At 59.3% G+C, this 23459-nt stretch carries 18 protein-coding genes; 8 read left to right on the top strand and 10 right to left on the bottom strand.

The annotated features are described in order from the left end of the window. Nucleotides 1-887 precede the first annotated feature (887 nt). The 3 genes from ACTO3O_RS06625 to ACTO3O_RS06615 all read right to left on the bottom strand — a co-directional run bounded on the left by ACTO3O_RS06625 (nt 888) and on the right by ACTO3O_RS06615 (nt 6795). Nucleotides 888-1256: a thioredoxin family protein gene (locus tag ACTO3O_RS06625; RefSeq protein ID WP_297830605.1), complete on the bottom strand. Its 369-nt coding sequence runs from the start codon at nt 1254-1256 to the stop codon at nt 888-890. 163 nt (nt 1257-1419) lie between these two features. Then, on the bottom strand, nt 1420-4404 hold the full coding sequence (gene secDF, locus ACTO3O_RS06620; RefSeq protein WP_297830603.1) for a protein translocase subunit SecDF: 2985 nt from the start codon (nt 4402-4404) through the stop codon (nt 1420-1422). Nucleotides 4405-4518: 114 nt separating this feature from the next. Continuing rightward, nucleotides 4519-6795 (bottom strand): GH92 family glycosyl hydrolase, encoded by a 2277-nt coding sequence (locus ACTO3O_RS06615; RefSeq protein WP_297830601.1) that lies wholly within the window; start codon nt 6793-6795, stop codon nt 4519-4521. Between the two features lie 355 nt (nt 6796-7150). Here ACTO3O_RS06615 and ACTO3O_RS06610 point away from each other — a divergent pair, with 355 nt between their 5' ends. Beyond that, nucleotides 7151-7300: a hypothetical protein gene (locus tag ACTO3O_RS06610; RefSeq protein WP_297830599.1), complete on the top strand. Its 150-nt coding sequence runs from the start codon at nt 7151-7153 to the stop codon at nt 7298-7300. Between the two features lie 676 nt (nt 7301-7976). Here ACTO3O_RS06610 and ACTO3O_RS06605 read toward each other — a convergent pair. Both ACTO3O_RS06605 and ACTO3O_RS06600 read right to left on the bottom strand, forming a co-directional pair. Beyond that, nucleotides 7977-9635 carry a sialidase family protein gene (locus tag ACTO3O_RS06605; protein WP_297830597.1) on the bottom strand — a complete coding sequence of 553 codons (1659 nt, stop codon included), beginning with the start codon at nt 9633-9635 and terminating at the stop codon, nt 7977-7979. Nucleotides 9636-9671: 36 nt separating this feature from the next. Continuing rightward, nucleotides 9672-10439 carry a nitroreductase family protein gene (locus ACTO3O_RS06600; protein WP_297830595.1) on the bottom strand — a complete coding sequence of 256 codons (768 nt, stop codon included), beginning with the start codon at nt 10437-10439 and terminating at the stop codon, nt 9672-9674. Between the two features lie 171 nt (nt 10440-10610). On the opposite strand from ACTO3O_RS06600, the gene dapF reads away from it, so the two are divergent. The 6 genes from dapF to ACTO3O_RS06570 all read left to right on the top strand — a co-directional run bounded on the left by dapF (nt 10611) and on the right by ACTO3O_RS06570 (nt 15638). Then, complete coding sequence (gene dapF / locus ACTO3O_RS06595; RefSeq protein WP_297830593.1) at nt 10611-11411, top strand: diaminopimelate epimerase; 801 nt, start codon at nt 10611-10613, stop codon at nt 11409-11411. Between the two features lie 23 nt (nt 11412-11434). Further along, entirely contained in the window at nt 11435-12250 is an 816-nt protein-coding gene (locus ACTO3O_RS06590) for an alpha/beta fold hydrolase (protein WP_297830591.1), read from the top strand. Between the two features lie 67 nt (nt 12251-12317). Further along, complete coding sequence (locus ACTO3O_RS06585; RefSeq protein WP_297830590.1) at nt 12318-12920, top strand: lipocalin-like domain-containing protein; 603 nt, start codon at nt 12318-12320, stop codon at nt 12918-12920. 110 nt (nt 12921-13030) lie between these two features. Next, nucleotides 13031-14377: a gliding motility-associated protein GldE gene (gene gldE, locus ACTO3O_RS06580; protein ID WP_297830588.1), complete on the top strand. Its 1347-nt coding sequence runs from the start codon at nt 13031-13033 to the stop codon at nt 14375-14377. Continuing rightward, nucleotides 14349-15014 carry a 4'-phosphopantetheinyl transferase family protein gene (locus ACTO3O_RS06575; RefSeq protein WP_297830586.1) on the top strand — a complete coding sequence of 222 codons (666 nt, stop codon included), beginning with the start codon at nt 14349-14351 and terminating at the stop codon, nt 15012-15014. The genes gldE and ACTO3O_RS06575 overlap by 29 nt, the downstream gene beginning before the upstream one ends. A gap of 36 nt (nt 15015-15050) precedes the next feature. Further along, on the top strand, nt 15051-15638 hold the full coding sequence (locus ACTO3O_RS06570; protein ID WP_297830584.1) for a porin family protein: 588 nt from the start codon (nt 15051-15053) through the stop codon (nt 15636-15638). 1753 nt (nt 15639-17391) lie between these two features. Here ACTO3O_RS06570 and ACTO3O_RS06565 read toward each other — a convergent pair. From ACTO3O_RS06565 to ACTO3O_RS06550, 4 genes are all read right to left on the bottom strand, one after another. Next, on the bottom strand, nt 17392-18270 hold the full coding sequence (locus ACTO3O_RS06565) for a WG repeat-containing protein (RefSeq protein ID WP_297831743.1): 879 nt from the start codon (nt 18268-18270) through the stop codon (nt 17392-17394). Further along, nucleotides 18267-19067, bottom strand: a complete 801-nt coding sequence (locus ACTO3O_RS06560; RefSeq protein WP_297831740.1) for a vWA domain-containing protein — start codon at nt 19065-19067, stop codon at nt 18267-18269. The genes ACTO3O_RS06565 and ACTO3O_RS06560 overlap by 4 nt, the downstream gene beginning before the upstream one ends. 209 nt (nt 19068-19276) lie before the next feature. Continuing rightward, nucleotides 19277-20407, bottom strand: coding sequence for a glycoside hydrolase family 3 protein (locus ACTO3O_RS06555; protein ID WP_297831737.1), 1131 nt, complete (start codon nt 20405-20407; stop codon nt 19277-19279). Beyond that, nucleotides 20404-20871 carry an alanyl-tRNA editing protein gene (locus ACTO3O_RS06550; protein ID WP_297831734.1) on the bottom strand — a complete coding sequence of 156 codons (468 nt, stop codon included), beginning with the start codon at nt 20869-20871 and terminating at the stop codon, nt 20404-20406. The genes ACTO3O_RS06555 and ACTO3O_RS06550 overlap by 4 nt, the downstream gene beginning before the upstream one ends. A 73-nt stretch (nt 20872-20944) precedes the next feature. On the opposite strand from ACTO3O_RS06550, the gene ACTO3O_RS06545 reads away from it, so the two are divergent. After that, on the top strand, nt 20945-21154 hold the full coding sequence (locus ACTO3O_RS06545) for a hypothetical protein (protein ID WP_297831731.1): 210 nt from the start codon (nt 20945-20947) through the stop codon (nt 21152-21154). A 957-nt stretch (nt 21155-22111) separates the two neighbouring features. On the opposite strand, the gene rseP is transcribed toward ACTO3O_RS06545, so the two are convergent. After that, nucleotides 22112-23437, bottom strand: coding sequence for an RIP metalloprotease RseP (gene rseP, locus ACTO3O_RS06540; protein WP_297831728.1), 1326 nt, complete (start codon nt 23435-23437; stop codon nt 22112-22114). Between the last annotated feature and the right edge of the window lie 22 nt (nt 23438-23459).

Genomic DNA, 23459 nt, shown 5'->3' with positions numbered 1-23459 from the left:
GCGTGTTGCGGGCCGCCCGGTAGGAGGCGTCCGGCCCGCGCGACCCAAAGGGTCGCAGAAGCAACAACCCATTCACCGCCCAAGGCTGCCGGGTTCGTCCTGTCGCCCATCCCCCCCGAGGCGCTCCGCGCCTGGGCGACAAGGCCGGCGGTTCAAAGAACCGCGCTACTCGCTCTTGGCCCAAAGCCCGTCAAACGGTTCAGCCCCATCCACCGCCTAAATCCAAACCCCATGCTCGGCCCAGCGCGGCGGGAAAACCGGTTGCGGTTTTCCCGCCCGAAGAACAAGCACAGCCCAACCCACGGCCCAAAGCACTGCCCCGTGTCGGCCTCACTGCGGCTCCGCTGTCGCTCCGCCGGTGCCGCTCGGCACTCGAGAAACGGGCGTATCTACTCCTAAACGTCGCCCGCGGCAATTCTGCCTAAGTTGGCCAAGTGCCAACCGGCAGAATATGCCTTCTTAAGCGGGCGGGCGACGGTGTTTCGCATTGTTCTTTATTCCGCGCGCCTTGCGCGATCATTCTATTTCAGCTCACCGCCGAAATGATTGAATCGCTTCTTTAGGCGGCGGCGCGCGTCGAGCTTTGACCCGGATGGAACTGCCCTCGGGCCGGGCAGGCCCCACGTCCCGTGGACGGGCGAAACTTCCGTTTCGCTACGGCAGCCGCGGCCCAACCCACTGTTCCGCGCGCCTGGGGAAATCTTGTCAAAACACGCAAGCGAGTTTTGACGATTTCCCTCCTAAGGCGTGGCGCGCGATTTGGTCATTGCCCCGGCTAGAACTGTTCTTTCTGTGAACAGAAAGAACCAAAGAAACTTTAGAGCGCATCCCTACGGGATGCTTTGGCCGGGTCTAACCGCATACGCAAAGCCTCCGCCTCTTGTGAATCAACACGACGACGCCAGCAATGCCTCGACACGTTCCCGCAACGACGCTTTCGTCAGCACACCGACATGCACCCCGCACCCCGAAACCCCATCCGACGATAGGAAAACCAAAGCCGGCACATTCCGAACCCGGAACCGCACCGCAATCCTTCGCTCTCGGTCGATGTCGATTTTATAGAAATCGACCCGCCCCGCATACTCCTCCGCAACCTCCTCAAGCACAGGCAACATCGTTCGACACGGCTGACACCACGGCACATAAAAATCCAAAACAACCGGCCTCTCCCCCACCGGACGATAAGTCCCATCTTCCGACGACCGAACCACCTGTTCCAAAGCCGCCTCTTTCAATTCATGCAATTCCATCATTCTGTTTCATCAGTTTATCACATTACAAACATACCGTGCAAAAAGCATACACTTTTCCCATTCTTTACAGAATAGACATATAAAAAAGAGACGGCCTCTCATCCCTCCAAACAAAGGGAAGAGAGGCTGCCTCGAAATACTATTGAGAAAGAATCGCGCCGGACTAATCGGCAATCGTCTTTCCGGTACGTTTTTCCTTGCGAGTCATCATGTCGTATGCCACCGGCGTTGCAACGAACACCGACGAGAACGTCCCGATCACCACCCCGAACATCAGCGCGAAGACGAAACCGCGAATCACCTCGCCACCGAAGATAAAGATCGCCAGCAACACCACAAACGTCGAACCCGCCGTATTGACCGTCCGAGCCAGTGTACTATTGATCGCATGGTTGATATTTTCGCGCCGCGACCGCCGCGGATAGAGATGCTGATTTTCACGAATCCGGTCGAAGATCACCACCGTGTCGTTGATCGAATACCCGATGATGGTCAGGATCGCCGCGATGAACGACTGATCGACCGTCAGGTTGAACGGCAGCAAACCGTACAACAGCGAGAAGATACCGATCGTAAGAATCGCATCGTGGAACAGGGAGACAACCCCTCCCATCCCATACTGCCAGTTCTTGAATCGGATCGCAATGTATATCCCGATGGCGATCAGCGAGAAGATCACGGCAATGAACGAATTGACCTTGATATCGTGCGCAATACTCGGCCCGACCTTCTCCGCACTGATAATCCCGTACGGATTATTGACCGTGGTCGTAAAGTCTTCGATCGAGATGTCCTGTTTATAGAGCGGTTTCAAAGCCCGGTAAATCATCTCGTTGATCTCGTTCGTCACCCCGTCCGCATCGTCCGCGTATTTGTACTGGGTCACGATCCGCATCTGCTTCTGATCCTTATTCCCATACTGCTTCACTTCCAACCCGTCGGTAAAGACCTTGTCCAGCTCAGCCCGCACTTCGTTGGCCGTCACCTGCTGGTCGAAACGCACCACATAGGCCCGTCCCCCCGAGAAATCGACGCCGTAGCTCAACCCCTTGGTCGCCAGCGAGATGATCATCACGAGAATCAGCGTCCCGGAGATAATATAAGTGTACTTCCGGCAAGCGATAAAGTCGATCTTCGCATTGCCGAGGAAGTGTTCCGTCATCCGGTTCCAGAAGCGGATGTTCCACCCCTTGTCGAGCATCGCCACGAAAATCAACCGCGTAATAAAGATCGCGCAGAAGAGCGAGGTCAAAATCCCGATAATCAACGTCGTGGCAAAGCCCTGCACCGGCCCCGTCCCGAAGATGAAGAGGACGATACCGGTAATCAATGTCGTCGCCTGTCCGTCGATAATAGCCGAATAAGCGTTCTTGAACCCATCGGCGATCGAGAGACTGAGCCCCTTACCCGAGTGCAGTTCCTCTTTGATCCGTTCGTAAATAATCACGTTGGCGTCCACCGCCATCCCCATGGTAAGGACGATCCCGGCAATCCCCGGCAAGGTCAGCACCGCACCGAACGAAACCAACACCCCGAACAAGAAGAAGAGGTTGGCAATCAGGGCGATATTGGCCACCATCCCCGCCGTCTTGTAGAAGAAGAACATATAGATGAGCACCAGCACGAACGCCAGCACGAAAGAGATCATCCCTGCATCGATCGATTCCTGTCCGAGCGACGGCCCTACGACCGCTTCCTGCACAATTTGCGCCGGAGCCGGAAGGCGTCCCGACTGCAAGATATTGGCCAAGTCCTTCGCTTCGGCAATCGTAAAGTCGCCGGTAATCTGCGAGTGCCCCCCGGCGATCTCGCCGTTCACGATCGGGCAAGAGTATACATACCCGTCCAGCACCACCGCGATATACCGTCCCACATTATCCGCCGTCAGCCGCGCCCAGGTCTTCGCCCCCGCAGCATTCATGCTCATCGAGACTTCAGCCGACGAACCGGTCTGTCCGTACTGTCCGACCGCGTCGGTAATCACGCTCCCGTCCAGCGCCGGCCGCCCGTCGTTGCTCCCCTTGATGGCATAGAGTTCGAAGACCGTCGGATTCCCTTTGATCCCCTTGATCCCCCACATGAAGCGCACGTCGCGCGGGAACATCGCCCGCACCTGCGGCATATTGAGGTAAGTGTTGACCTTCGCCGTGTCGTACGATTGCGCCAGCCCGATCACGCCCCCCTCCTGGAACGGCTGGAAGACGCTGAACAACGATGAAATTTCATTTCCCGTCGCCGCAGCAGCGATTCCGTCTTCACCCTGCGCAGCGCCTAGAGCCGACAGCACGTCGGTCGAATCCTTCGCCGCCTCATCAGCCGCTTCCGCAGCCGTTTCAGTCGCCGAAGCCGAAGCGTTCGCAGCCTTTTCCGCCGCCAGCAAACCGGCCACTTCGTTATCGGCCTGCGCCATCATCGGATAGAGCTCCTTCGCCGTATAGGTCGTCCAGAATTCGAGGCTGGCCGTCCCCTGCAAGAGTTTCCGCACCCGTTCCGGATCCTTGATCCCCGGCAGTTCGACGAGGATCCGACCGGTATTCCCGATCCGCTGGATATTGGGCTGAATCACCCCGAATCGGTCGATACGGGTCGAGAGCACGTTGAACGAGTTGGAGATCGCCGCGTCGCTCGATTCGCGCAACACGCGGATCACCTGTTCATTCGTGGACTCCGGCGTAATCTTCCCCCGCAGTTCATAGGTTCCGAAGATAGCCGCCAGCCGCCCCTCCGGCGCAATCCGCCGATAGGCGTCCGCAAACAGGGTGATGAAGTCGTCGGTGCTGCTCCGCATAGCCGTCTTGGCATCCGCCATAGCCTGAAGGAACTGCGGATCGGTACTGTGGTTAGAAAGGGCCTTGAGGACATCTTCGACCGCGATTTCGAGGGTGATGTTCATCCCCCCCTGCAAGTCGAGCCCGAGGTTGATCTCTTTCTCCTGACATTCGGCGTAGGTGTATTTCACCAGTCCGAGGTTGTACACGACCTGCGACTTCATGGAGTCGAGGTAGGCCTGTTCAACAGCCGAGTTCCCGCCGGAGACTTTGGCCGCCTCCTTGCGCACGCTCCGCGTCACGAACGAGAACGAGAGCTGGAACGCGCAGGCGATGGCCAGCATGATGGCCAAGAACTTGAGTGCGCCTTTATTCTGCATGGATCGTAAATAGTTTTATTTTGTTTTTGTTTTTTCGGGTGATATGAAGTTGCAAATATATACTTTTTTCCTGACTCGCAGCCATTTTTCGCCCCGGACGGATTCCCTCCGCCGCTATTCGACCGCCGAACGAGGCCGATCGGCCAGCCCGGCCCCGAACGCTTCGTTGGGCCGAGGGTCCATCACCAACCGCAGTTCTCCGCCGCCCATGATATCCCGATAAGTGATATAGGCCTTCGAGTAGGGCTCGCCGTTCAGCGTGGCGGACTGAATGTAGATATTCTCCGGCCCGTTGTTTTCCGCCACGACGGTAAATCGCTTATTCCCTGCAACCGGGAACGTGACCCGGTCGAAAACCGGACTCCCCAGCACGAACGCGCCGTTGGCCGGATTGGCCGGATAGAAGCCCAGCGCGTTGAAGACATACCAGGCCGACATCTGGCCGCAGTCTTCGTTCCCGCACAGCCCCTCGACCGTATCGTCGAAAAATTCGTCCAGAATCCGCCGCGCCAGCCGGGCGGTCTTCCACTGCTTCCCGAGGTAAGCATAGGCATAGATCGTCGAGTGGTTCGGTTCGTTGCCTTGGGCATACTGGCCGATCAGGCCCGAAATATCGGGCGAAGCCTCCGGCCCGCCGTTATACGGCACGGTAAACGTACTGTCCAACTTCGCTTCAACCGCCTCCGGACTGGGGAACAAGGCGAAGAGCCCTTCGAAGTCGTGCGGCACGAGCCACGTATATTGCCAGGCATTGCCCTCGCAAAAATCATCTCCCCGGTGGGTCGAGTAGTCCGGATTGAACGGTGTCCGGAACGAGCCGTCGGCCAGCCGCCCTTTCATAAAGCAGTCCGTCGAGTCGAAGTAATGGCGGTAATTTTTCGACCGCTCCATAAAATAGTCGTAATCCTTCTCTCGCCCCAACTTGCGGGCGGCCTGCGCCACGCTCCAGTCGCTGATGCAGTACTCCAGCGCCTTGGCCACCGACTCACCCTCCTCGTCGGCCGGGATGTAGCCACGCTCGCGTACCTGACGCAGCCCCCGTTCATCGAGCTGCGCATAGGCCCGGATCGCCTCATACGCTTTCTCGCGATCAAACCCCGGAATATCCTTGAGGATCGCATCCGCAATGACCTGCACCGAAGGAAATCCGACCATGCAATTCGTCTCGTTCCCCGCCAGATGCCACACCGGCACCTTCCCCTGTTGCTCATAAATCCGGATGAAGGAGTTCACGAAATCGCCCACGCGCTCCGGCGCAGTGAGGGTATAGAGCGGATTGGCCGCCCGATAGGTATCCCACAGCGAGAAAATCGTATAGATATCGGCACTCGAATCCGCATAAATCTTACCGTCGGCCCCCCTGTATTCACCCGTCACGTCGTTGAAAACAGCCGGGAAAATCGAGGCGTGATAAAGCGCGGTATAAAACGTCCGCAGGCGGGCCGTATCGGTCGTCTCGACGGACATATGGGCCAACAGGTCGTTCCACTCCCTCCGCGCCCGGGCACGGGTTTCGTCGAATCCCTGGCCGCGCGCCTCCGCCAATAAATTGGCCTTAGCGCCTGCCACACTCACCCCCGAAATCGCCACACGAGCCTCCACCGTCTCTCCTTCGGTCAACGGCCCGAAATCGAGCACGGCATATGCCTCCGGCGTCATCACCGTCCGCGCCGGTCGCCCCTCTTTAGCCGAAAACACGGTGGTATCGGCATACACAGCGATGTTTTTGAACGGTTTCGAGAACTCGGCCACAAAATAGACCCGATCATCCTCAGCCCATCCCCGCGAGAGGCGATACCCTTCAACTGTGGAGTCGTTCACGGCCCGAATCTGCAACTCCGTCGGCCAGTCCCAGCCGATGCCGTTGAAGAGATTGACGAGCACCCGCGCCGAATCCGTAGCGGGATAGGTGTATCGATGGAGGCCGACGCGCGGCGTAGCGGTCAGTTCGGCGTCGATTCCGTACCGGTCGAGCCGGGTCTTGTAATATCCCGCCTGCGCCTCCTCCCGGTCGTGCGAGTAGGTGGACAGATAGTTCTGCGCCTTCACCGGAGCGGTCAATGTCCCCGTCAGCGGCATCAGCAACACATCGCCCTTATCGCCGATCCCGGTACCACTGAGATGGGTATGGGCAAAGCCGATGACGGTGGTGTCGCTGACATGGTAGCCGGAACACCAGTCCCATCCCTGACTGATATTCGTAGGCCCGAGCTGTACGGCTCCGAACGGCACGTTGGCTCCGACAAAAACGTGCCCGTGTCCGCCGGATCCGATCCGGGGATCGACGAACTGTGCGAGATCGCGCTCCTGATCGTTCGCAGCAGTCCGGCAGCCGGCCAGCAAGGCGGCTCCCAAAACGAGGCTCCATAATCCATGGATCGAAGTTCTCATATTTTCAGTCGTTTTTTGAATATATCTCAATCATTCACAGCGGCCGGCTGACGATGGCCCCGCCCCGGGCTGCCGCCACGCGTACTCGGGCCTTTTGAACAATCTCGGCAGCCACGGGTACAGCTGGTGTTCTACGATAGATGAGACCGGCGGCATGTTCTTATACTTCCATTCGCAAAGCCTTATTCCTAACGGCGGCAGTCCTCGTGCCTTCGGTTTTCAGTTGCGTTGCCTCTCGGAATAAACGGACGCACAGCGTCTTTTAATGCCAGCCTCTACCCTAACTTGAAGCCGAGGCAGCCAGTAAAACGCCCTGCGACCCGCCCCGGGCTTCCGCCTCAGCACCTCAGGTGCGTTGAGCGACGTCGGCAACTCCGGATACAGCTGGGCCTCTGCGATCAACGACATAAAAGGCGTCTACCTGAGCTTCAACACGATAGGACTCATTCCCAACTACACGACAGACCGCGCCCACGGTTTTCAGTTGCGTTGCCTCTCGGAATAAACGGGAAAGGGAGTCGCGGTGGGCAAGGGGCCGGAGACCCTAACTGACTTAACTTTGGCGGCCGGAGCCAGCGGAGGCAAAACGAACTCAGCGAGTTGGGCCCTACGCCGGGGTGGCGCCGGCCCGAGCGCCCCTTTGGGTCGCATAAGCAACGCCTTTTCCTAGCGAGTTCGGGCTGCGCGCTCCGGGGGTGGGCCGAAGGCCCAGCGCGCAAGCCCGGCGGTTCTACAAACCGCGCTACTCGCTCTCAGCCTACAACTGTTCGCCGTCAGCGGTGAATGCAACGAGCTCCGTCGAGTTGCAGTCCGCCGCATGGGGTGGCGGCGGACTGCGCGACTCAAAGAGCCGCAAAAGCTCGGCCCAAAGCAAGCCCCAACTCACCGCCCAAATCTCAGCCCCATGCTCAGCCCAAAGAACAGCACGGCCCAAAGTTCGCCCCAATTCTCCGCCCCGTGTCCGCCTCACTGCGGCTCCGCTTTCGCTCCGCCACTTTTTCGCGCGCCTTTAACTACAGGAGGGTACTGCGCTCGGGCCGCGCGGGCCCCACGTCCCGTGGACGGGCAAAACTTCGTTTTGCTGCGGCAGCCTCTACCCCCATTCTTCGCCCGCGCGACGCCGCGCGGGCCCGCAACGGGCAAGTGGCAGCTCCCCCCAACCTACGCACAGCACAAAAGCCCTACCGCTCCTTCCGGACAATATCACGGAGCGGAATCGCCTGAAAAGCCATCTGAGCCACACTGCTCTCGTACAAAATTCCCACCGTCCGAGGATCGATCATCGTCAGGCAAGAATACCCCCAACCCGGCTCCTCATCCAACAACAACTGGTTCTCCGGCAGCCACGTCGCCCCTCCGTCCAAGCTCGCCTTGATCGTAATCTTCGCTCTCGTCTGCGTCGTATCCGGATTCGAAAACAGCAGCAAATCCCGCCCCAACTCATTCTCCGCCGCCGGCACCCGGATCAGGCTCGCCATACAGACCGGCTCACGCAAAGCACTGCGCGAAGTCGCATGCTCCTCCCACGTCCGACCCATATCGCGCGTCACGCAGATCGCCCGGCTATCGCCCCCGTTCCGCCGCATGTTCAGCATCAATACCCCCGGTTCAATTTCTACCACCTGTGCTTCCGTAGTGTTGGTGAACGCCGGCGCACCGATCGTCCACGTCCGTCCGTTGTCGCGACTCCAAACCACCGACGCGAACGGCATATGCGTCGAATCCGTCCACTGAATCGGGAAGACCAGCGTACTGTCCTGCATCACGATCCCGCGCCCCGGCCCCTGGAGAATCAAATGCCACGTCGGATCCTTGATCTGCGCCGTGATATTGACCGGTTCCGACCACGTCCGCCCGTCATCGTCGCTGTGCACCAGCAACACCTGCCCCGTCTGCTCCTCCGGCGTCATCGCATTGTTGTGCGACGCCCACCAGCCGCGTCCGCCGCCCATCCCGTGGTTCCACAACGCCATCACCCACGTCCGCCCCCGCAAAGGGTCCACCAGAATCGAAGGGTCGCCCACCCCGTTCTGCGACCGGGGCAACGAACCGTACGCAGTCAAATCCATCACCCGCCGCATCGGCTCCCACGTCCGTCCCCCGTCCGTACTCCGGCTCAGCCCCACCTGCACATCCTCCTGCAAATCGATATTGTTGTGATTCCGCACGTCATACACCCCGAGCAACGTCCCTTCGGCCGTCGTCGCCAGCCCCGGAATCCGATAGGTATGCACCCCGTCGTCCCCCGTCGTCCGCACCGCCAGCGCCAACCGATGTCCGTCCGCCCGCCGCGTGCGGGTAATCCTCCCCTGCGCACTCCCGTTGAAAAGCACCTCTTTGACCTGCGGTTCGAACTTGAAAGTCAGCGGCGTATCCTTCGCCACCGCCAGACTGACATAAAAGTAATTCGTCCACGGGAAAAGCCGCTGATCGAAACGCAAAGTCACCGTCCCATCCCGTTGCGCCGCCACCGTCGTATCCTGAGCCAGCAGCATGGCATAAGCCGGATGGTCGTAAACCGTCTGTCCCCCGCCATACTCCGCTATGCCGTGCGCCAGCCCCGACGACGCCGTGCGCGAGCCGAGCATCGACGTGGTTCCGGTGTAAAAGACCCGCACCGCCTCGATATACGGCAAGTCCTTTTCCGGAAACTCGATCGTCACGCCGCTCATATAGAGACTGTCGATCGTCGGCGTCACCCGCAGGTCGAAAATAATATTATTGGCACGCCCGACAACCACCGGAATGGTCGGTTCGTGAACGAAAACCGTCTGGGCCTGAGCCGAACGCCAGCCCGCCGCACCGATGACCGGCAGGAGGAACAAAAGAAACTTTTTCATCGTTTGAATTGGGAAGTATGCGTGTCAAAAAAAAATTCAGTCTTTCAGGTCGAACTCGAACATGCCCTGTCCGCGCAACACGTCGAGATAAGCCCGCGAAAAGCGGAGGTTGTCCGCCGTCGTATACCGCCGTTCGGTGAAAATCCGCGCCAGATTCGGCAACTCATTCTCCGCCAGCAGTCGCGCCGTCTCCTCCGACGCCTCCCGCGCCGCCCACACCTCGTCGATCCACTCCGGCGTATAGTCCCGATAGGTATCCCGATGCACGACCGCCTCCAGCGGCAGCCGGTCGGTCAGCTCCGGCAGCGGCTCCGCCGGATACCCCACCGCTACCGTCGCCACCGGCACCACCCCGCGCGGCAAGTGCAGGATCCGCACGATATCCGCCGCATTATAAGTCGTCGTCCCGAGATAACAAATCCCCAACCCGTTAGCCTCCGCCTCTAACGAGAAGTTCTGCGAAGCCAGCAGCGCGTCGATCGCGCCGTTCACAAACCATTGCAGGTTGTCGTACCCCGGCTCCGCTCCGCGCTGCCGGCACCACATCGAAAAGCGGTGCACATCGGCGCAGAAAGTCACCAACGCCCCCGCTCCGGTCGCCGCCGGCTGGTTGAAATGGCACGGCCCGAGCTCTCCGAAAACCGGCGAACCGGCCGACGTCACCACGATACTGTAGAGTTGCATGTTTCCGACCGTCGACGCCCGCGCCGCGGCAGCCAGCAATTCGGTCATCAGCGAATCGGGAATCGGTCGCCCCGGCTGGAAATTCCGGACACTGCGATGGTTCGCTATTTCTGGTATCATATCATACGCTGTTTCGAAAATTTCAAACTTCCGGCACCGGAGCAGCCCCTCCTGTGCCCATTGTACAAATATAGGATTTAAATGCGTATCCGCCAAGCCACCCCCAACGCTCGCCCGCGTCCGCAAAGATCCGTCACCCGGGGAAACACATAAAAAGCTATATTTGCCGATATGAAAAACGTGCGATTCGCCAAATACCAGGGCGCAGGGAACGACTTCATCCTGCTCGACGCCCGACACGACGCCCCCGCCCTGACCCGTCCGGAGATACGCGCCCTCTGCGAGCGGCGGTTCGGCATCGGCGCCGACGGCCTGATGACCCTCGAAAACAGCGCGACACCCGGCTACGACTTCCGGATGCGCTACTACAACGCCGACGGCGGCGAATCCACCATGTGCGGCAACGGCGGGCGGTGTATCGTCCGCTTCGCCGACCACCTCGGCATCGGCGGCCGCGTCAAACGGTTCGACAGCAGCGACGGCATCCACACGGCCGAACTGCTCGACGACCGCCTCGTCCGGTTGCAGATGATCGACACCGGAGCGCCGGAAAAGCTGGCCGACGGTCGTTCGTGGTTCCTCTTCACCGGCTCGCCGCACTACGTCGAATTCACCGACCGGCTGGACGGACTCGACGTGGAGCGGCTCGGCGCAACGATCCGGCGGCGGGCCGACTTCGAATCCATCGGCGGCACGAACGTCAATTTCGTGGAGGTGGCGGGCGAGGGACGGATCCGGGTGCGCACCTTCGAACGCGGCGTGGAGGCCGAGACCTGGGCCTGCGGCACCGGCGTGACGGCTGCGGCACTCGTGACGCATGCCGTCCGGCAACCGGCGTGTTTCGACTTCACCGTCGAGACGCGCGGCGGAGTACTGAGGGTGACCTTTGCCGAGACCACAACCGGAACCTTCTCCGACATCCGACTCACCGGGCCGGCGGAACGCGTTTTCGAAGGAGAAATCGAAATTTAACCGACCATAAAAATCGAACGGACATGGAAAAATTCGTCATCGCCGACGGCACACCGGTACGCTATGCCGACGCCGGGAAAGGGACGCAAGTCGTCGTGTTGCTGCACGGCTATTTGGAATCGATCGAAGTTTGGGACGACTTCGCCGGCGAGCTGGGCAGGGAGTACCGCGTGATTCGGGTCGATCTGCCGGGCCACGGCTTTTCGGAGTGGGGTGGCCGCGACGTGATCGACATCGACTACATGGCCGACACCGTATCGGCCGTGTTGAGGGTCGCCGGGGTGGAAAAATGCACGGTCGTAGGCCATTCGATGGGTGGTTACGTCGCGCTGGCGCTCGCTGCGAACCACCCGGAACAGGTGGAGGGGCTGGTGCTGTTCCACTCCTCGCCGAACGCCGACACACCCGAAAAAGCGGCCAACCGGCAGCGCGAAATCGAGTTGATCGAAGCGGGTAAAAAAGAGATGCTGGCGCGCGTCAATCCCGGCAAAGGCTTTGCGGAGGCCAACCTGAAACGGTGCTCCGAGGCGATCGAAGAGCTCTCGGAACAGGTGATGATGACGGAAGACGCCGCGATCGCGGCCGTGCTGCGAGGGATGTCGCGGCGGCGGGATCGCAACGACGAGATGCGCCGGTTCGGCATCCCCGAACTGATGATTTTCGGTCGGGGCGACAACTACATTCCGGTGGTGGCTGCCGAAGCGATGGCCGCGGCACAGCCACAGGCACGCGTGGCCTGGCTCGAACGGTCGGGGCACATGGGATTCATCGAACAGCCGTCCGAATCGCTGTCGATTCTGAAAGAATTTCTGACGACCGTCGCCCAAGGAGGCAAATAAGCGAGGATCGTTACCCGTTTTTGAATACCTTTGTCCACTGAAGACAAACCATTTAACACGATCATTTATGAACCATCGCATTGCACGGACAGCGCTCTTCGCAGCAGCTGTCGCTTGTGGCTGGATGACCGCCTGCGGCCCCAAAACGGCACAAACCGAAACCGTAAACGGTCGGGTCTTGGACGCCTCGATGAACACCGTCACCATACGGACCGAAGCCGGAGACACCCTGACCATCAGCACGCTGGGCGCCGATCCGGCCAAGGTACAGGGGGTACTGGTCGACGACTCCGTCAGCCTGACCTGCCGGACGATCGAAGTACAGGGCCACAACGCGCTCGAAGCGCAGGAATTGAACGTCACGGCCCACTCGCCTTACTTCTATATCCAAGGCCAGTGGGTAGAACCGAATCCGATCGATTCGACCGCGGTGCAGGGATTCGCGCTGAACGAAGACGGAACTGCCGCTTCGATCGGGATGGCGACATTGCAGATCACCGGCTGGAACCTGACGGCTCCGAAGACCCTGATCCTGACCGGCGAAAGCATCGGGAACGGCCAAACCCTTCCGATGTGCGACACCCTGACCGTTCTGCGGCTCGACGCCGACTCGCTCGTGCTGGGACACGGGAACGGACATGTCGCCTGGCGGCTCGGGCGGCAGAAATAGCGTCGGCCCGTTTCGACTCTCGGCATCGGTCTCGCCGGAACGAATCCGGCGAGACCGATCCATTTTTAGCCCCCCGGATCGCCGAAAAATCGCTATCTTTACCCCCGATTATGGACGACTATTTTCAAGGGATCGCATTTCTCCCGTTCGACCCGCAACTGCTTTGGATTCTCGCCGCACTCATCGGGCTGCTGATCATTTCAGCCTTGGTGTCCGGCTCCGAAACCGCTTTTTTCTCGCTCTCGCCGAACGACATCCACGAACTCGAAGAGTCGGACGGCTCGCAGGCACAAGCCGCCCTCCGGCTGCTCGACGACAAAGACCGTCTCCTCTCCACCATCCTGATTACCAATAATCTGGTCAATATCGGCGCCATCCTCGCCGCCAACGCCCTGATCGACGGTATGGTGGTATTCGGCGGGGCGACCGCACTGGAATTCATCGTCAAGGTGATTATCGTCACCTTCCTGCTCCTGCTTTTCGGCGAGATCATGCCCAAAATTTTCGCCGCCTACAACAGCCTCTCATTCGCCCAGCGGATGAGCGTTCCGCTCCTGTCGCTCCAGCGTCTGTTCCGGCCCCTGTCGGCCATTCTGATTCGCACCGGAGGCGTGATTACCCGGGCGCTGGCCCGGAAACAGAGCAACCTCTCGGTGACCGACCTGACCGACGCCATCGAGATTGCCGAAACCGACTCCGAAGACGACAAAAAGATGCTGACCGGCATCGTCCGGTTCGCCGCGACCGAAGTCGATCAAATCATGAAACCGCGCATCGACGTCAGAGCGCTGGAGATCGGCGCGACCTTCGCCGACGTGAAACAAACGGTGGTCGAGAGCGGATTCTCGCGCATTCCCGTCTACCACGAAAACCTCGACGACATCCGCGGGATTCTCTACGTCAAAGACCTGCTGCCCCATCTGGGAGCCGACGCCGACTTCAACTGGCAACAGCTGCTCCGGCCGGCCTACTTCGTGCCCGAACATAAAAAGATCAACGACCTGCTTGAAGATTTCCAGAAGCGGAAAATCCACATTGCCGTCGTCGTGGACGAATACGGCGGGACGCTCGGGATCGCCTCGCTGGAAGACATTCTGGAGGAGATCGTCGGCGAGATTGCCGACGAATCGGACACCGAAGACGACTTCTTCCGCCAGATCGACGACCACCGGTACATCTTTGAAGGACGTACCCATCTGGGCGATTTTCTCCGCGTGCTGGAACTGCCCGACGGGCTGCTGGACGGAGCGCGGGGCGACGCAGACACCCTGGCGGGATTGATGCTGGAAATTCGCGGCGAATTTTTCTGCGAAGGGGAGAGCGTACAGGAGGGAGATATCGAATTCAAGGCCTTGCGCGTCGAGAACCGACGCATTACCGAAGTGGAAGTCACTTTTCTGCAACCCGACGAGGCGACGGACGGGAACCATGACGACACGAACGAAGAGAAAGAGTAGCCGAACGCTCTCGATTCCGATCGACGGAACGGAACTTTCGGTGTGGCTGGCGCCTTTGGAGGCCTTCACAGAGGCGGAACTCTTGGAGCGGGCGCAGCTGACGGACGCAGAACAGGCCGTATTCGAAACCTTTCCGGAAACGACCGGTCGCTCCGGCGGACAGCGGCGACACGAGTGGCTCGGAACGCGGATGCTGGTCTGCGAAGAGCTGGGCGGACGAATCTCATACACGCCCCAAGGGCGACCCCGGCTGGTGTCGCCATCGACAAAACAGGACATCTCTATCTCACACACAACCGGCTGGGCAGCCGTAGCGGCTTCGACCGCAGGGCAGTGCGGCATCGACATCGAACGGATTGACCGGGATGCGAGCCGGGCAGCAGCTCGCATCGCTGCGCCGGGCGAATTGGCGGCAGCAGCCCGCATCTTTCCCTCCCGACCGGCCTTGTGGCTCTGGTGCGCCAAAGAGGCGGCCTACAAGGCGGCAGGAGGGCCCGAGACGGATTTCGCCCGCGATATTCGACTCGAATCGCCGAGTGTGGCACAACCTTTGATAATGACAGTGGAGACGGTTCGCGTGATCCTTGCCTCCTTCGTTTACGAAGAGTTACTCGGAGTCTGCGGGCTGGTCGAATAGATAACTTTATCGTAAACCTATAAAAATTTTACAGTTATGAAAAAGTACGCAATTCTCTCCATGGCAGCAGCCGCAGCGATGATCGCCAGCGTATCGACCGCTTCCGCACAAAAAACGTTCACCTGGGGGCCTAAGGCCGGGATGACCGTGTCGAACATGAGCCACACGGACATGAACGCCAAAGTCGGATTCACAGCCGGTATCTTCACCGAGTATCGTGTCGACTGGTTCGGTCTTTCGGGCGAAGTGCTCTATTCGCGACAAGGCGTAACTAACAAAGAGACGATCGACGGTACGAAAATCAAAACGCGCCTCAAGAGCGACTACCTGAACGTGCCGGTGCTGGCCAACTTCTATGTGACCCAGAACCTTGCCCTGAAGACGGGGGTTCAGGCCGGCTTCTGCCTCGGCGCAAGCTCGATCACCAAGATCGACGGCACTAAAACGAAAGACGGAGTCAAAAATGCCTTCCACACGGCTGAAGTAGCCATTCCGGTCGGTATTTCTTACGACTTCGGGCCGATCGTGCTGGATGCCCGGTACAATTTCGGGGTAAGCCACGCGTTGAAAGCCGGCAACTCTCGGAACAACGTCTTCCAGCTGACGGCCGGGGTTCGCTTCTAATTCAATCATGACTAAAACCGGAGGGAAGCGACACATTGAAGTGTCGCTTCCCTCTCTTTTTTATAGTTTGGATAAAGACGGATAGCTCCGGAGCAGAAACAGTCTATTGAGAATGCGGGGGCTGAATCCCTTTCCGCCCCGGGCTACCGCGACAATGGCCCTACGGGACTATTTGGAGAGATCATAATAGACGTCGGAGACGATGGTTACATCTGGTCTTCCACGGTCAGCGGTACCGATGTAATACACCTTCTATTTGACACAACCCTGCTCAACCCTTGCGATACGTATTTCCGCGCCCACGGTTTTCAGTTGCGTTGCCTCTCGGAATAAACGCGCCCAAAGGGCGTTTTAATGGCAGTCTCTACCCTAAGACAAAAGCCCTGTGGGCGCGCCCCGGGCTTCCGCAATCCAACTTCGGGCGTACCGGGCGGTGTCGGTAACGATGGTTATAGCTGGTCAACGGCAGTCAATGGCATTCGAGGGCGGTTCTTGTGGCTCCATTCGCAAGCTCTCGACCCCAGCAACACGAACTACCGCGCTCAAGATTTTCAGTTGCGTTGTCTCTCGGAATAAACGGGCTGCACGTTTACGGGAAGCAAGGGGCTGGAACTATTTTTAGGCGCCTCTACATGTAGCCCCATTGGGGCGGCCGGAACCAGCGGAGGAGCCTAAGTCTACAAAAGTGCAATTACCTTAGCGGGTTGAAGCCTGCGAGGCCCAAAACGAGCTTCACGAATTGCGGGCCTCCGCTGCGGGAGGCTTCGACCCGCGCGACCCAAAGGGTCGCAGGAGCTCGGCCAAGAGTTCAGCCTAACTCACAGCCTAAATCTTTCGGGTTCGGCCTTGTCATCCAAACGGGTTGAAGCCTGCGGGGCCTAAAACGAGCATCGCGAGTTGCGGGCCGCCGCGGCGGGAGCTTCGGCCCGCGCGGCTCTACGAGCCGCAGGAGCTTGACCCAAAACAAGCCCCAACCCACCGCCCAAAGCTCGTCCCATTCTTTCGGGTTCGGCCTGTCGCCCACTCCCCCGAGGCGCTCCGCGCCTGGGCGACAAGGCCGGCGACCCTTGGGGGCGCATAAGCACCGCTCCATCATGGGAAATTCGCCGCCAGCGGTGAGTGCAACAAGCTCCGACGAATTGCAGCCCGCCGCATGAAATGGCGGCGAACTGCGCGACTCTGCAAGTCGCAAAAGCTCAGCCCAAAGCAAAGCCCAAATCCAAGCCCCATTCTCGGCCCAGCGCGGCGGGAAAACCGTAACCGGTTTTCCCGCCCGAAGAACGAGCACGCCCCAGTTCTCCGCCCCGCGTCCGCCTCACTGCGGCTCCGCTTTCGCTCCGCCGCGGGCGACGGATTTCGCGCGTAGTTCTTTATTCGCGCACCTTGTGCGATTCATTCTATTTCGGCTCGCCGTCGAAATAGCTGAATCGCTTCTTGAGGCGGGGCGTGCGTTTGTCCTATAGGAGAGGACTGCCCTTACGCCGGGCGAGCGGTGCCTTCCGGCACTCGGAGTGGGCAGCCTCGGCCCAATTCCTCGCCCCGTTCTCTGTCCGCGCGCTGGCGGAAATCTTGTTAGAACAATGGTGAATTGTTCTAACAAGATTTCCTACTCCAGCGGTCGCGCGCGGTCGAGCTTTGAGCCGGATGAAACTGCCCTCAGGCCGAGCAGACCCCACGTCCCGTGGACGGGAAATGCTGACGCATTTCAACTGCCAGCCTCTACCCCCGTCTTTGTTCGCGCCCCTCCACCCAGCTATTTCCGCAACTGAATCCGTTCCAAACCTCCCGATTGCGCCTCCAGACGCCGTACCTGAGCCGTTCCATCCTCCTCCGCCGACCACGCCTCGGCATACGCCAGCCCTGCTCCCACCAACTCGCCTCCCTCATCCACATAACCATACCGCCCCTCGCGCCACACCACCGCAAAACCATGATCGAACTCCCCCATCCCTTCATATTCCAATGACACAACCACCCGCCCCGTACGATCCAGACACCCGTGCCGCCCTCCCCGATCGACATAGGCATACCGAGAACCATCCCACGATAAATCGTCATACACCGCCTCGATCACCACCTCCCCCTCCCGGTCGATCAGTCCCATCCTCATCCCCTCGCCCACCGCCGCCCGCACCGCGACCGGAGCACGCCCCTCGCTGAAATCGTCCGCCCACAGATAGTGAGCCTCCACCACCGTGCTCCCCTCCTCGTCCAGAAAGCCGAACCGACCGTTCCGCACCACCAGCCGCCGCCCCTCGCACAACCGCCCCTCCGTAAGTTCATCGCACGCAACCGGACAATCCGCCGGATCCGAGACCGGGCGCCACGCCACCGGATAATAAGTCCCCGTTCCGTCATGCCGAAAAACATAAATCTCATCCTCCAGCAACTCGCCGTACCGCCCCGCTCCGGCATACCCCGCCGTCGTCGTAAAACAAGTCAATTCAACCGGTCGCCCCTCCCGCACGACCCGAAAAGTCACCCGACCCGTCCCCACCGTGTAATCCGGTTCGCCCGCCCGATCCGTCACCGCCGCAATCCCCGCCAGCGTAGCGAAACGGCCCGTCGGATTGACCACCGCTTCGAGGTAGTCGATCGTCGAAGGAAATAGAAATTTCTCTTTGTCGTTCATACCAACAAATCGGAAGTTGCCGTGCCGATATTCATCATCCGCACGAGGTCAGTCATATTCGCCCGATAAGCCATTCCGCGCACCGCCATCCCCTCGCCGCCCGTCTCACGTCCCGTCAGCCACGCGATCTCGTCGCGATACAAATCCGGCATCGGGCTCGAAATATCGAAAAGCAGCCGCGCATACCGTTCCTCAGGCAACTCCTCCGCCACAGCCGGAAAGAGTACCGGTTCCGCCTCGGCTGCTGAGATATGCACATTCATCAACAAAACCGAACCGTCCATTGTCCCCAGCGAACGCAGCCGTTGGGCCGCTGCCGCCACCTCGCGCGCCGTACCGTCGGTCGCCTCGCCGTCGGTGATGTGAATGACCGTGGGCGGATAACAAGGCCTCCCTTTGTGCCTGTCACACCACTGTTTCAGCAACTTATAGACCTCTCCGAAAGCCGCGACCATCGGCGTATTCCACTCCGAAGCCGGTTGTACCCACACCCGTTCACGCACCACGGTAGCCACCTGCCGTCCATCGGGCAACGTCCGGAGCCGCTGCACGTCGCGCGTAGCGACCGGATTGTCGGCCAGCTCTTCGGGCCGCAAAAAGTATCGTTCGCCCACTGTCGGAAGCAGCGACCGCACCTCCGATCCGGAATACCCCATCACCGCCAGATCGTAATAAGGCTGATATCCGCCGTCGCGTCGCGTGCGGGCAATCAGCTCCGCCAACAGCGCGTTGATAGCCGTCGCCACCGCTTCGGCTTTGGTCACCGTCCGACCGTTCCATCGGGTAGGTTCGGACATCGAGCCGGACTGATCGACCAGCAGCACAACAGCCGTGGGACACTCTTGCGTAATGCGAGCCAAATAACTCATCGAACAAAAAAATAAGAGACGAATGGTTCCGACAAATATACTCTTTTTTGTCGGCAACCATCGCCTCTCAACCACGCAAAATCGATTGATTAAATGAAGATTAGAGACTCATCCAATCGTCGAATTAATGACTTTTATCATTGAAAAACATTTTGTTTCATCACCGAAATTCGCCCACTCGCCTCCGCGATTCTCGCCCGCGAGATACGCCCTTCGCAGACTGCCTGAAAAATCAGTTCAATGGTCCGAGCGGTCAAATCCGGTTCGAAAACCGGGCCGTTATTTCCGACAATTATCATATCCACCCCCGCATTGACCGCCCGTTCGACCGCCCCGCCCAAGGTATAATGTTCCGTAATCGCCCCCATATTCAGGTCGTCGGTAATCACCAAACCGCGATACCCCAGCTCGCCGCGCAACACGTCGGTCACCCACCGCCGCGACAACGAAGCCGGCAAGGTATCCACCCCACGATGCACCAAATGACCGACCATCACGAAATCGGCATAGCCGTCTTCGCCGATCAACGCACGATAAGGGGCCAACTCCCGCTCCCGTTCCCACGTCCGCGTGATATCGACAAGCCCCAGATGGCTGTCGGCGTGCGAACTGCCGTGGCCCGGAAAGTGTTTGAGGGATGTCCGCACCCCCTGCCTGTGCAAAGCATCGATCCAGATCCGCGCATGGGCGACCACCTTCTCCGGATCGGCCGAGAAGCTCCGCTCCACAGCCCCGACAATCGGACAAGCCGGATTGACGTTCACATCCACGCAAGGGGCGAAATCGACATTAATCCCCGCCTGCCGACAGCTTTCGGCCGTCCGTTCCGCCCACAGCCGAGTCGTATCCGGCCGATCGACCCGCCCCTGATAAGCCGCCGAAACGCTCTTCGGAAAACCGTATGCCTGCTTCAGACGGTTCACCCGTCCGCCCTCCTGGTCGATCGCGATGAAAAGTTCGGGATGCCCCGCCTCGGCCGCCAGCCGTTGCAGGTCGGCGCTCAGCTGTTGCAACTGTTCCGGCGAACGCACGTTGCGCCGATTGACAGCCGACGGCACGTCTCGGTCGAAATAGATCACACCGCCGATCCCCAGCCGCTGCACGGCATCAGCCACCTTATCGGTGACGGTAAATCCGCGAAAACCGGCGATAATCATTTGGCCGATCTGCCGCCTCAGGAGGCTGTCTTCCGCCTGCCGGGCCCGAGCTTCGCCCAATCCGAAAAGCGAGAGCAAAGCACTAAAAAATAGAGCAATCGAGGTTCTCATGCCGACGGTTCGAGTTTGAATCGGATCCGGAGCCGCCCGCTCTCCGGATCATAATCGGTGGAAATAATGCGCAATGGACTAATTTCAGCCGTATTGGCCACGTGTTCGCCGATGCAGAGGCAACGGTCGCAATCTCCGACCCGGACAACACGCAGTTCAGCAACCTCAGTGGCTTCGACAGGCAGATGCGACAAGTCGAACTCGGCCGCAGCCGCAGCACGGGAGACCGTCTCGAATGTCACCTCCAGACGCTTGGCAATCTGCTCGTTGACAGCCTGTTCAACAGCATCAGTCTCTTCCGGCGTGAGATTCCGCCCGACGTTCCGGAAATCGAAATCGACTTTCGATTTTTTCCGTTCCAGATGGGTGGTGACGGGTCGCCCGCACCCGAACATCCGCCCGATGGTACCGCTCAGGAGGTGTTCGGCGGTGTGCATTTCGCGGGGATATACTTTTTCACTCATACTAATTTTCGAAATTTATCGAGGGGGGGAGGAGATAAGGGGATGCAATGAAGAAGAGTGCTTCAGTTTTCAAGTGTCGATCGGTCTCGCCCCGGGCTTCCGCGACGCAGGCGATTACGGAATATGGGGCGATCCGATGCTCGTCGGAAATCATGGTTCCAATTGGTCTGTCAACGCCATGACAACTTCCGGTATCTTTTTAAACTTTTTCGCCTTACATTTAAACCCCAACGGAACTACACATCGGGCTACCGGTCTTCAGTTACGTTGCCTCTCGGAATAAACAGAAGCACGGCGTCTTTTAATGGCCGCCTCGGCCCAAATAACCGGCAGCCTCTACCCTACTTTTGAGTTGAATCCTGCGGTTCGCAGAACCGCCCGGGCCGAAGCCACCCCACGCGTAGGCCTGCAACGTCGCGAAGCTCGTTCGGCCCACGCTGGCTTCGGCCCGTATCATTCACGCTCTTGGATGAAGTGGGCTGGACGCCCGGGAGGTACAGCATCGACGCGCAAGCAGCGTGTTGCGGGCCGCCCGTGGGCGGCGTCCGGCCCGCGCGACCCAAAGGGTCGCAAAAGCATAGCCTATTCGTCCTTGGCGCGCTATTTCGTTCTTAACCTAAGTTCGCAGCCAGCGGAGAGCAGCAGCGAGCTCCGTCAAGTTGCAAAAGCACGGCCAATTTGTTTTCGGCCGCAGCCAGCGGAGAACGAATACGAAGCGCAAGCAGAGTATTTCGGCCCGCATCCGGGGGCTGCGGGCCGACCGTTGCCACGGGGACTTAGCTATTCGCTCTCGGCCCCAAAGCTTGGCAAAAGCACGGCCCAATTCTCTGCCCCGTGTCCGCCTCACTGCGGCTCCGCTTGCGCTCCGCCGCGTTTATCGTCGCCCGCTGGGATTTCATCTCGATTTTGCTCTCGCAAAATGAGTGAAATCCCTCTTTTACGCGGGCGGGCGACGGATTTTTGCGTGAGATCGAAATTTTTCGCGCGCCTGCACGATTCATCTATATTCGGCTCACCGCCGGAAATAGCTGAATCGCTTCTTCAGGCGGGGCGCGCGTCGTCCTACGGGAGGGTACTGCGCTCGGGCCGCGCGGGCCCCACGTCCCGTGGACGGGAAATGCTGCGCATTTCCACTGGCAGCCTCGGCCCAATTCCTCGCCCCGTTCTTTGTCCGCGCGCGGATTAAGAGGCCGCCTTGCCCCCTAATCATTAAAGACGAACCCGTCCCCTCAAAAAGCGACTACTTAAATATCAGTTTGAGAATATCATTACCATTGGCCAGAATAATGATGCCGAAGACGATGATCATCCCCACCACCTGCGCCCGCTCCATAAACTTATCGCTCGGCGCACGGCCCGTAATCATCTCGTACAGGATGAAAACCATATGCCCCCCGTCCAGCATCGGAATCGGCAGGATATTCAACACCGCCAGCATAATCGAGATCAGAGCCGTAATCTGCCAGAACGACGCCCAGTCCCAATAGCCCGGAAAGATATTCCCCATCGCGATAATCCCCCCTACCGACTTATATGCCTCCGTATCCGGCGAAGCGATAAGTTTCAACTGTTTGAGATAACTTCCGATCGAAGTGAACGCCCGCCCCGTCCCGACCGGTATCGACTCCCAGAACGAGTACCGCCGCGTGCTCACCGTATAGACATCCGTCACCGAAACCGCCCCCAGCCCCACACCGATCTGTCCCGCATCGCTGACCGGCACCGCCGCCGTCATCCGTTCGCCGCCACGCAAGAACGCCACCTGAAGCGTATCTCCCTTGTGCTGCATAAACGTGTCGCGGAACTGGTCGAACCACCGCATCGGCACCCCGTCGACCGCCACCAGCGAGTCTCCCGCCGCCAGACCCGCCGCCTCAGCCCCGCTGCCCGTCGCCACGCGCCCCACCACGAACGGCGACCGCAACATAATGAACTCCTTATCCTTGAGCATCGCCTTGATGTGCTTCGGATCGATCACCACCTGCACCGGATCGCCATCGCGTTCGACAGTCACCTCGCGCGCCTCGTCCAGCAGAATCATCGCCGGCACCTGCATGTAGTTATCCACATATTCTCCCCCCACCGAAAGAATCTTGTCTCCGTTGCGGAACCCCACCTCCTGGGCCACCTCGCTGAAGGCGAAACCGTCGGTCACATCTTTCGTCTTGATATAAGAATCCCCCCAGGCATACGTAATCCCGATATAGATCCCGATCGCCAGCACGATATTCATCAGTACCCCGCCCACGATAATCAGCAGCCGCTGCCACGCCGGTTTCGACCGATATTCCCACGGTTGAGGTTCGCTTTTGAGCTGGTCGGTGTCCATCGACTCGTCCACCATCCCCGCAATTTTGCAATAGCCCCCGAACGGCACCCATCCCATCCCGTACTCCGTCTCGCCGATGCGGAACTTGAAAATCGAGAACCACGGATTGAAAAAGAGGTAGAATTTATCGACCCGTGCGTGAAAAATCTTGGCAAAAAGAAAGTGACCGAACTCGTGCACCAACACCAACAGCGAAAAGCAGACGATCACCTGACATACCTTGATGAAAACCTCCATGCGTATAGAACCTTATTTTTTC

The organism is Rikenella sp. (assembly GCF_056799795.1).
The sequence above is the reverse complement of the archived record's forward strand: the minus strand, read 5'-3'. Positions and strand labels throughout refer to the sequence as shown.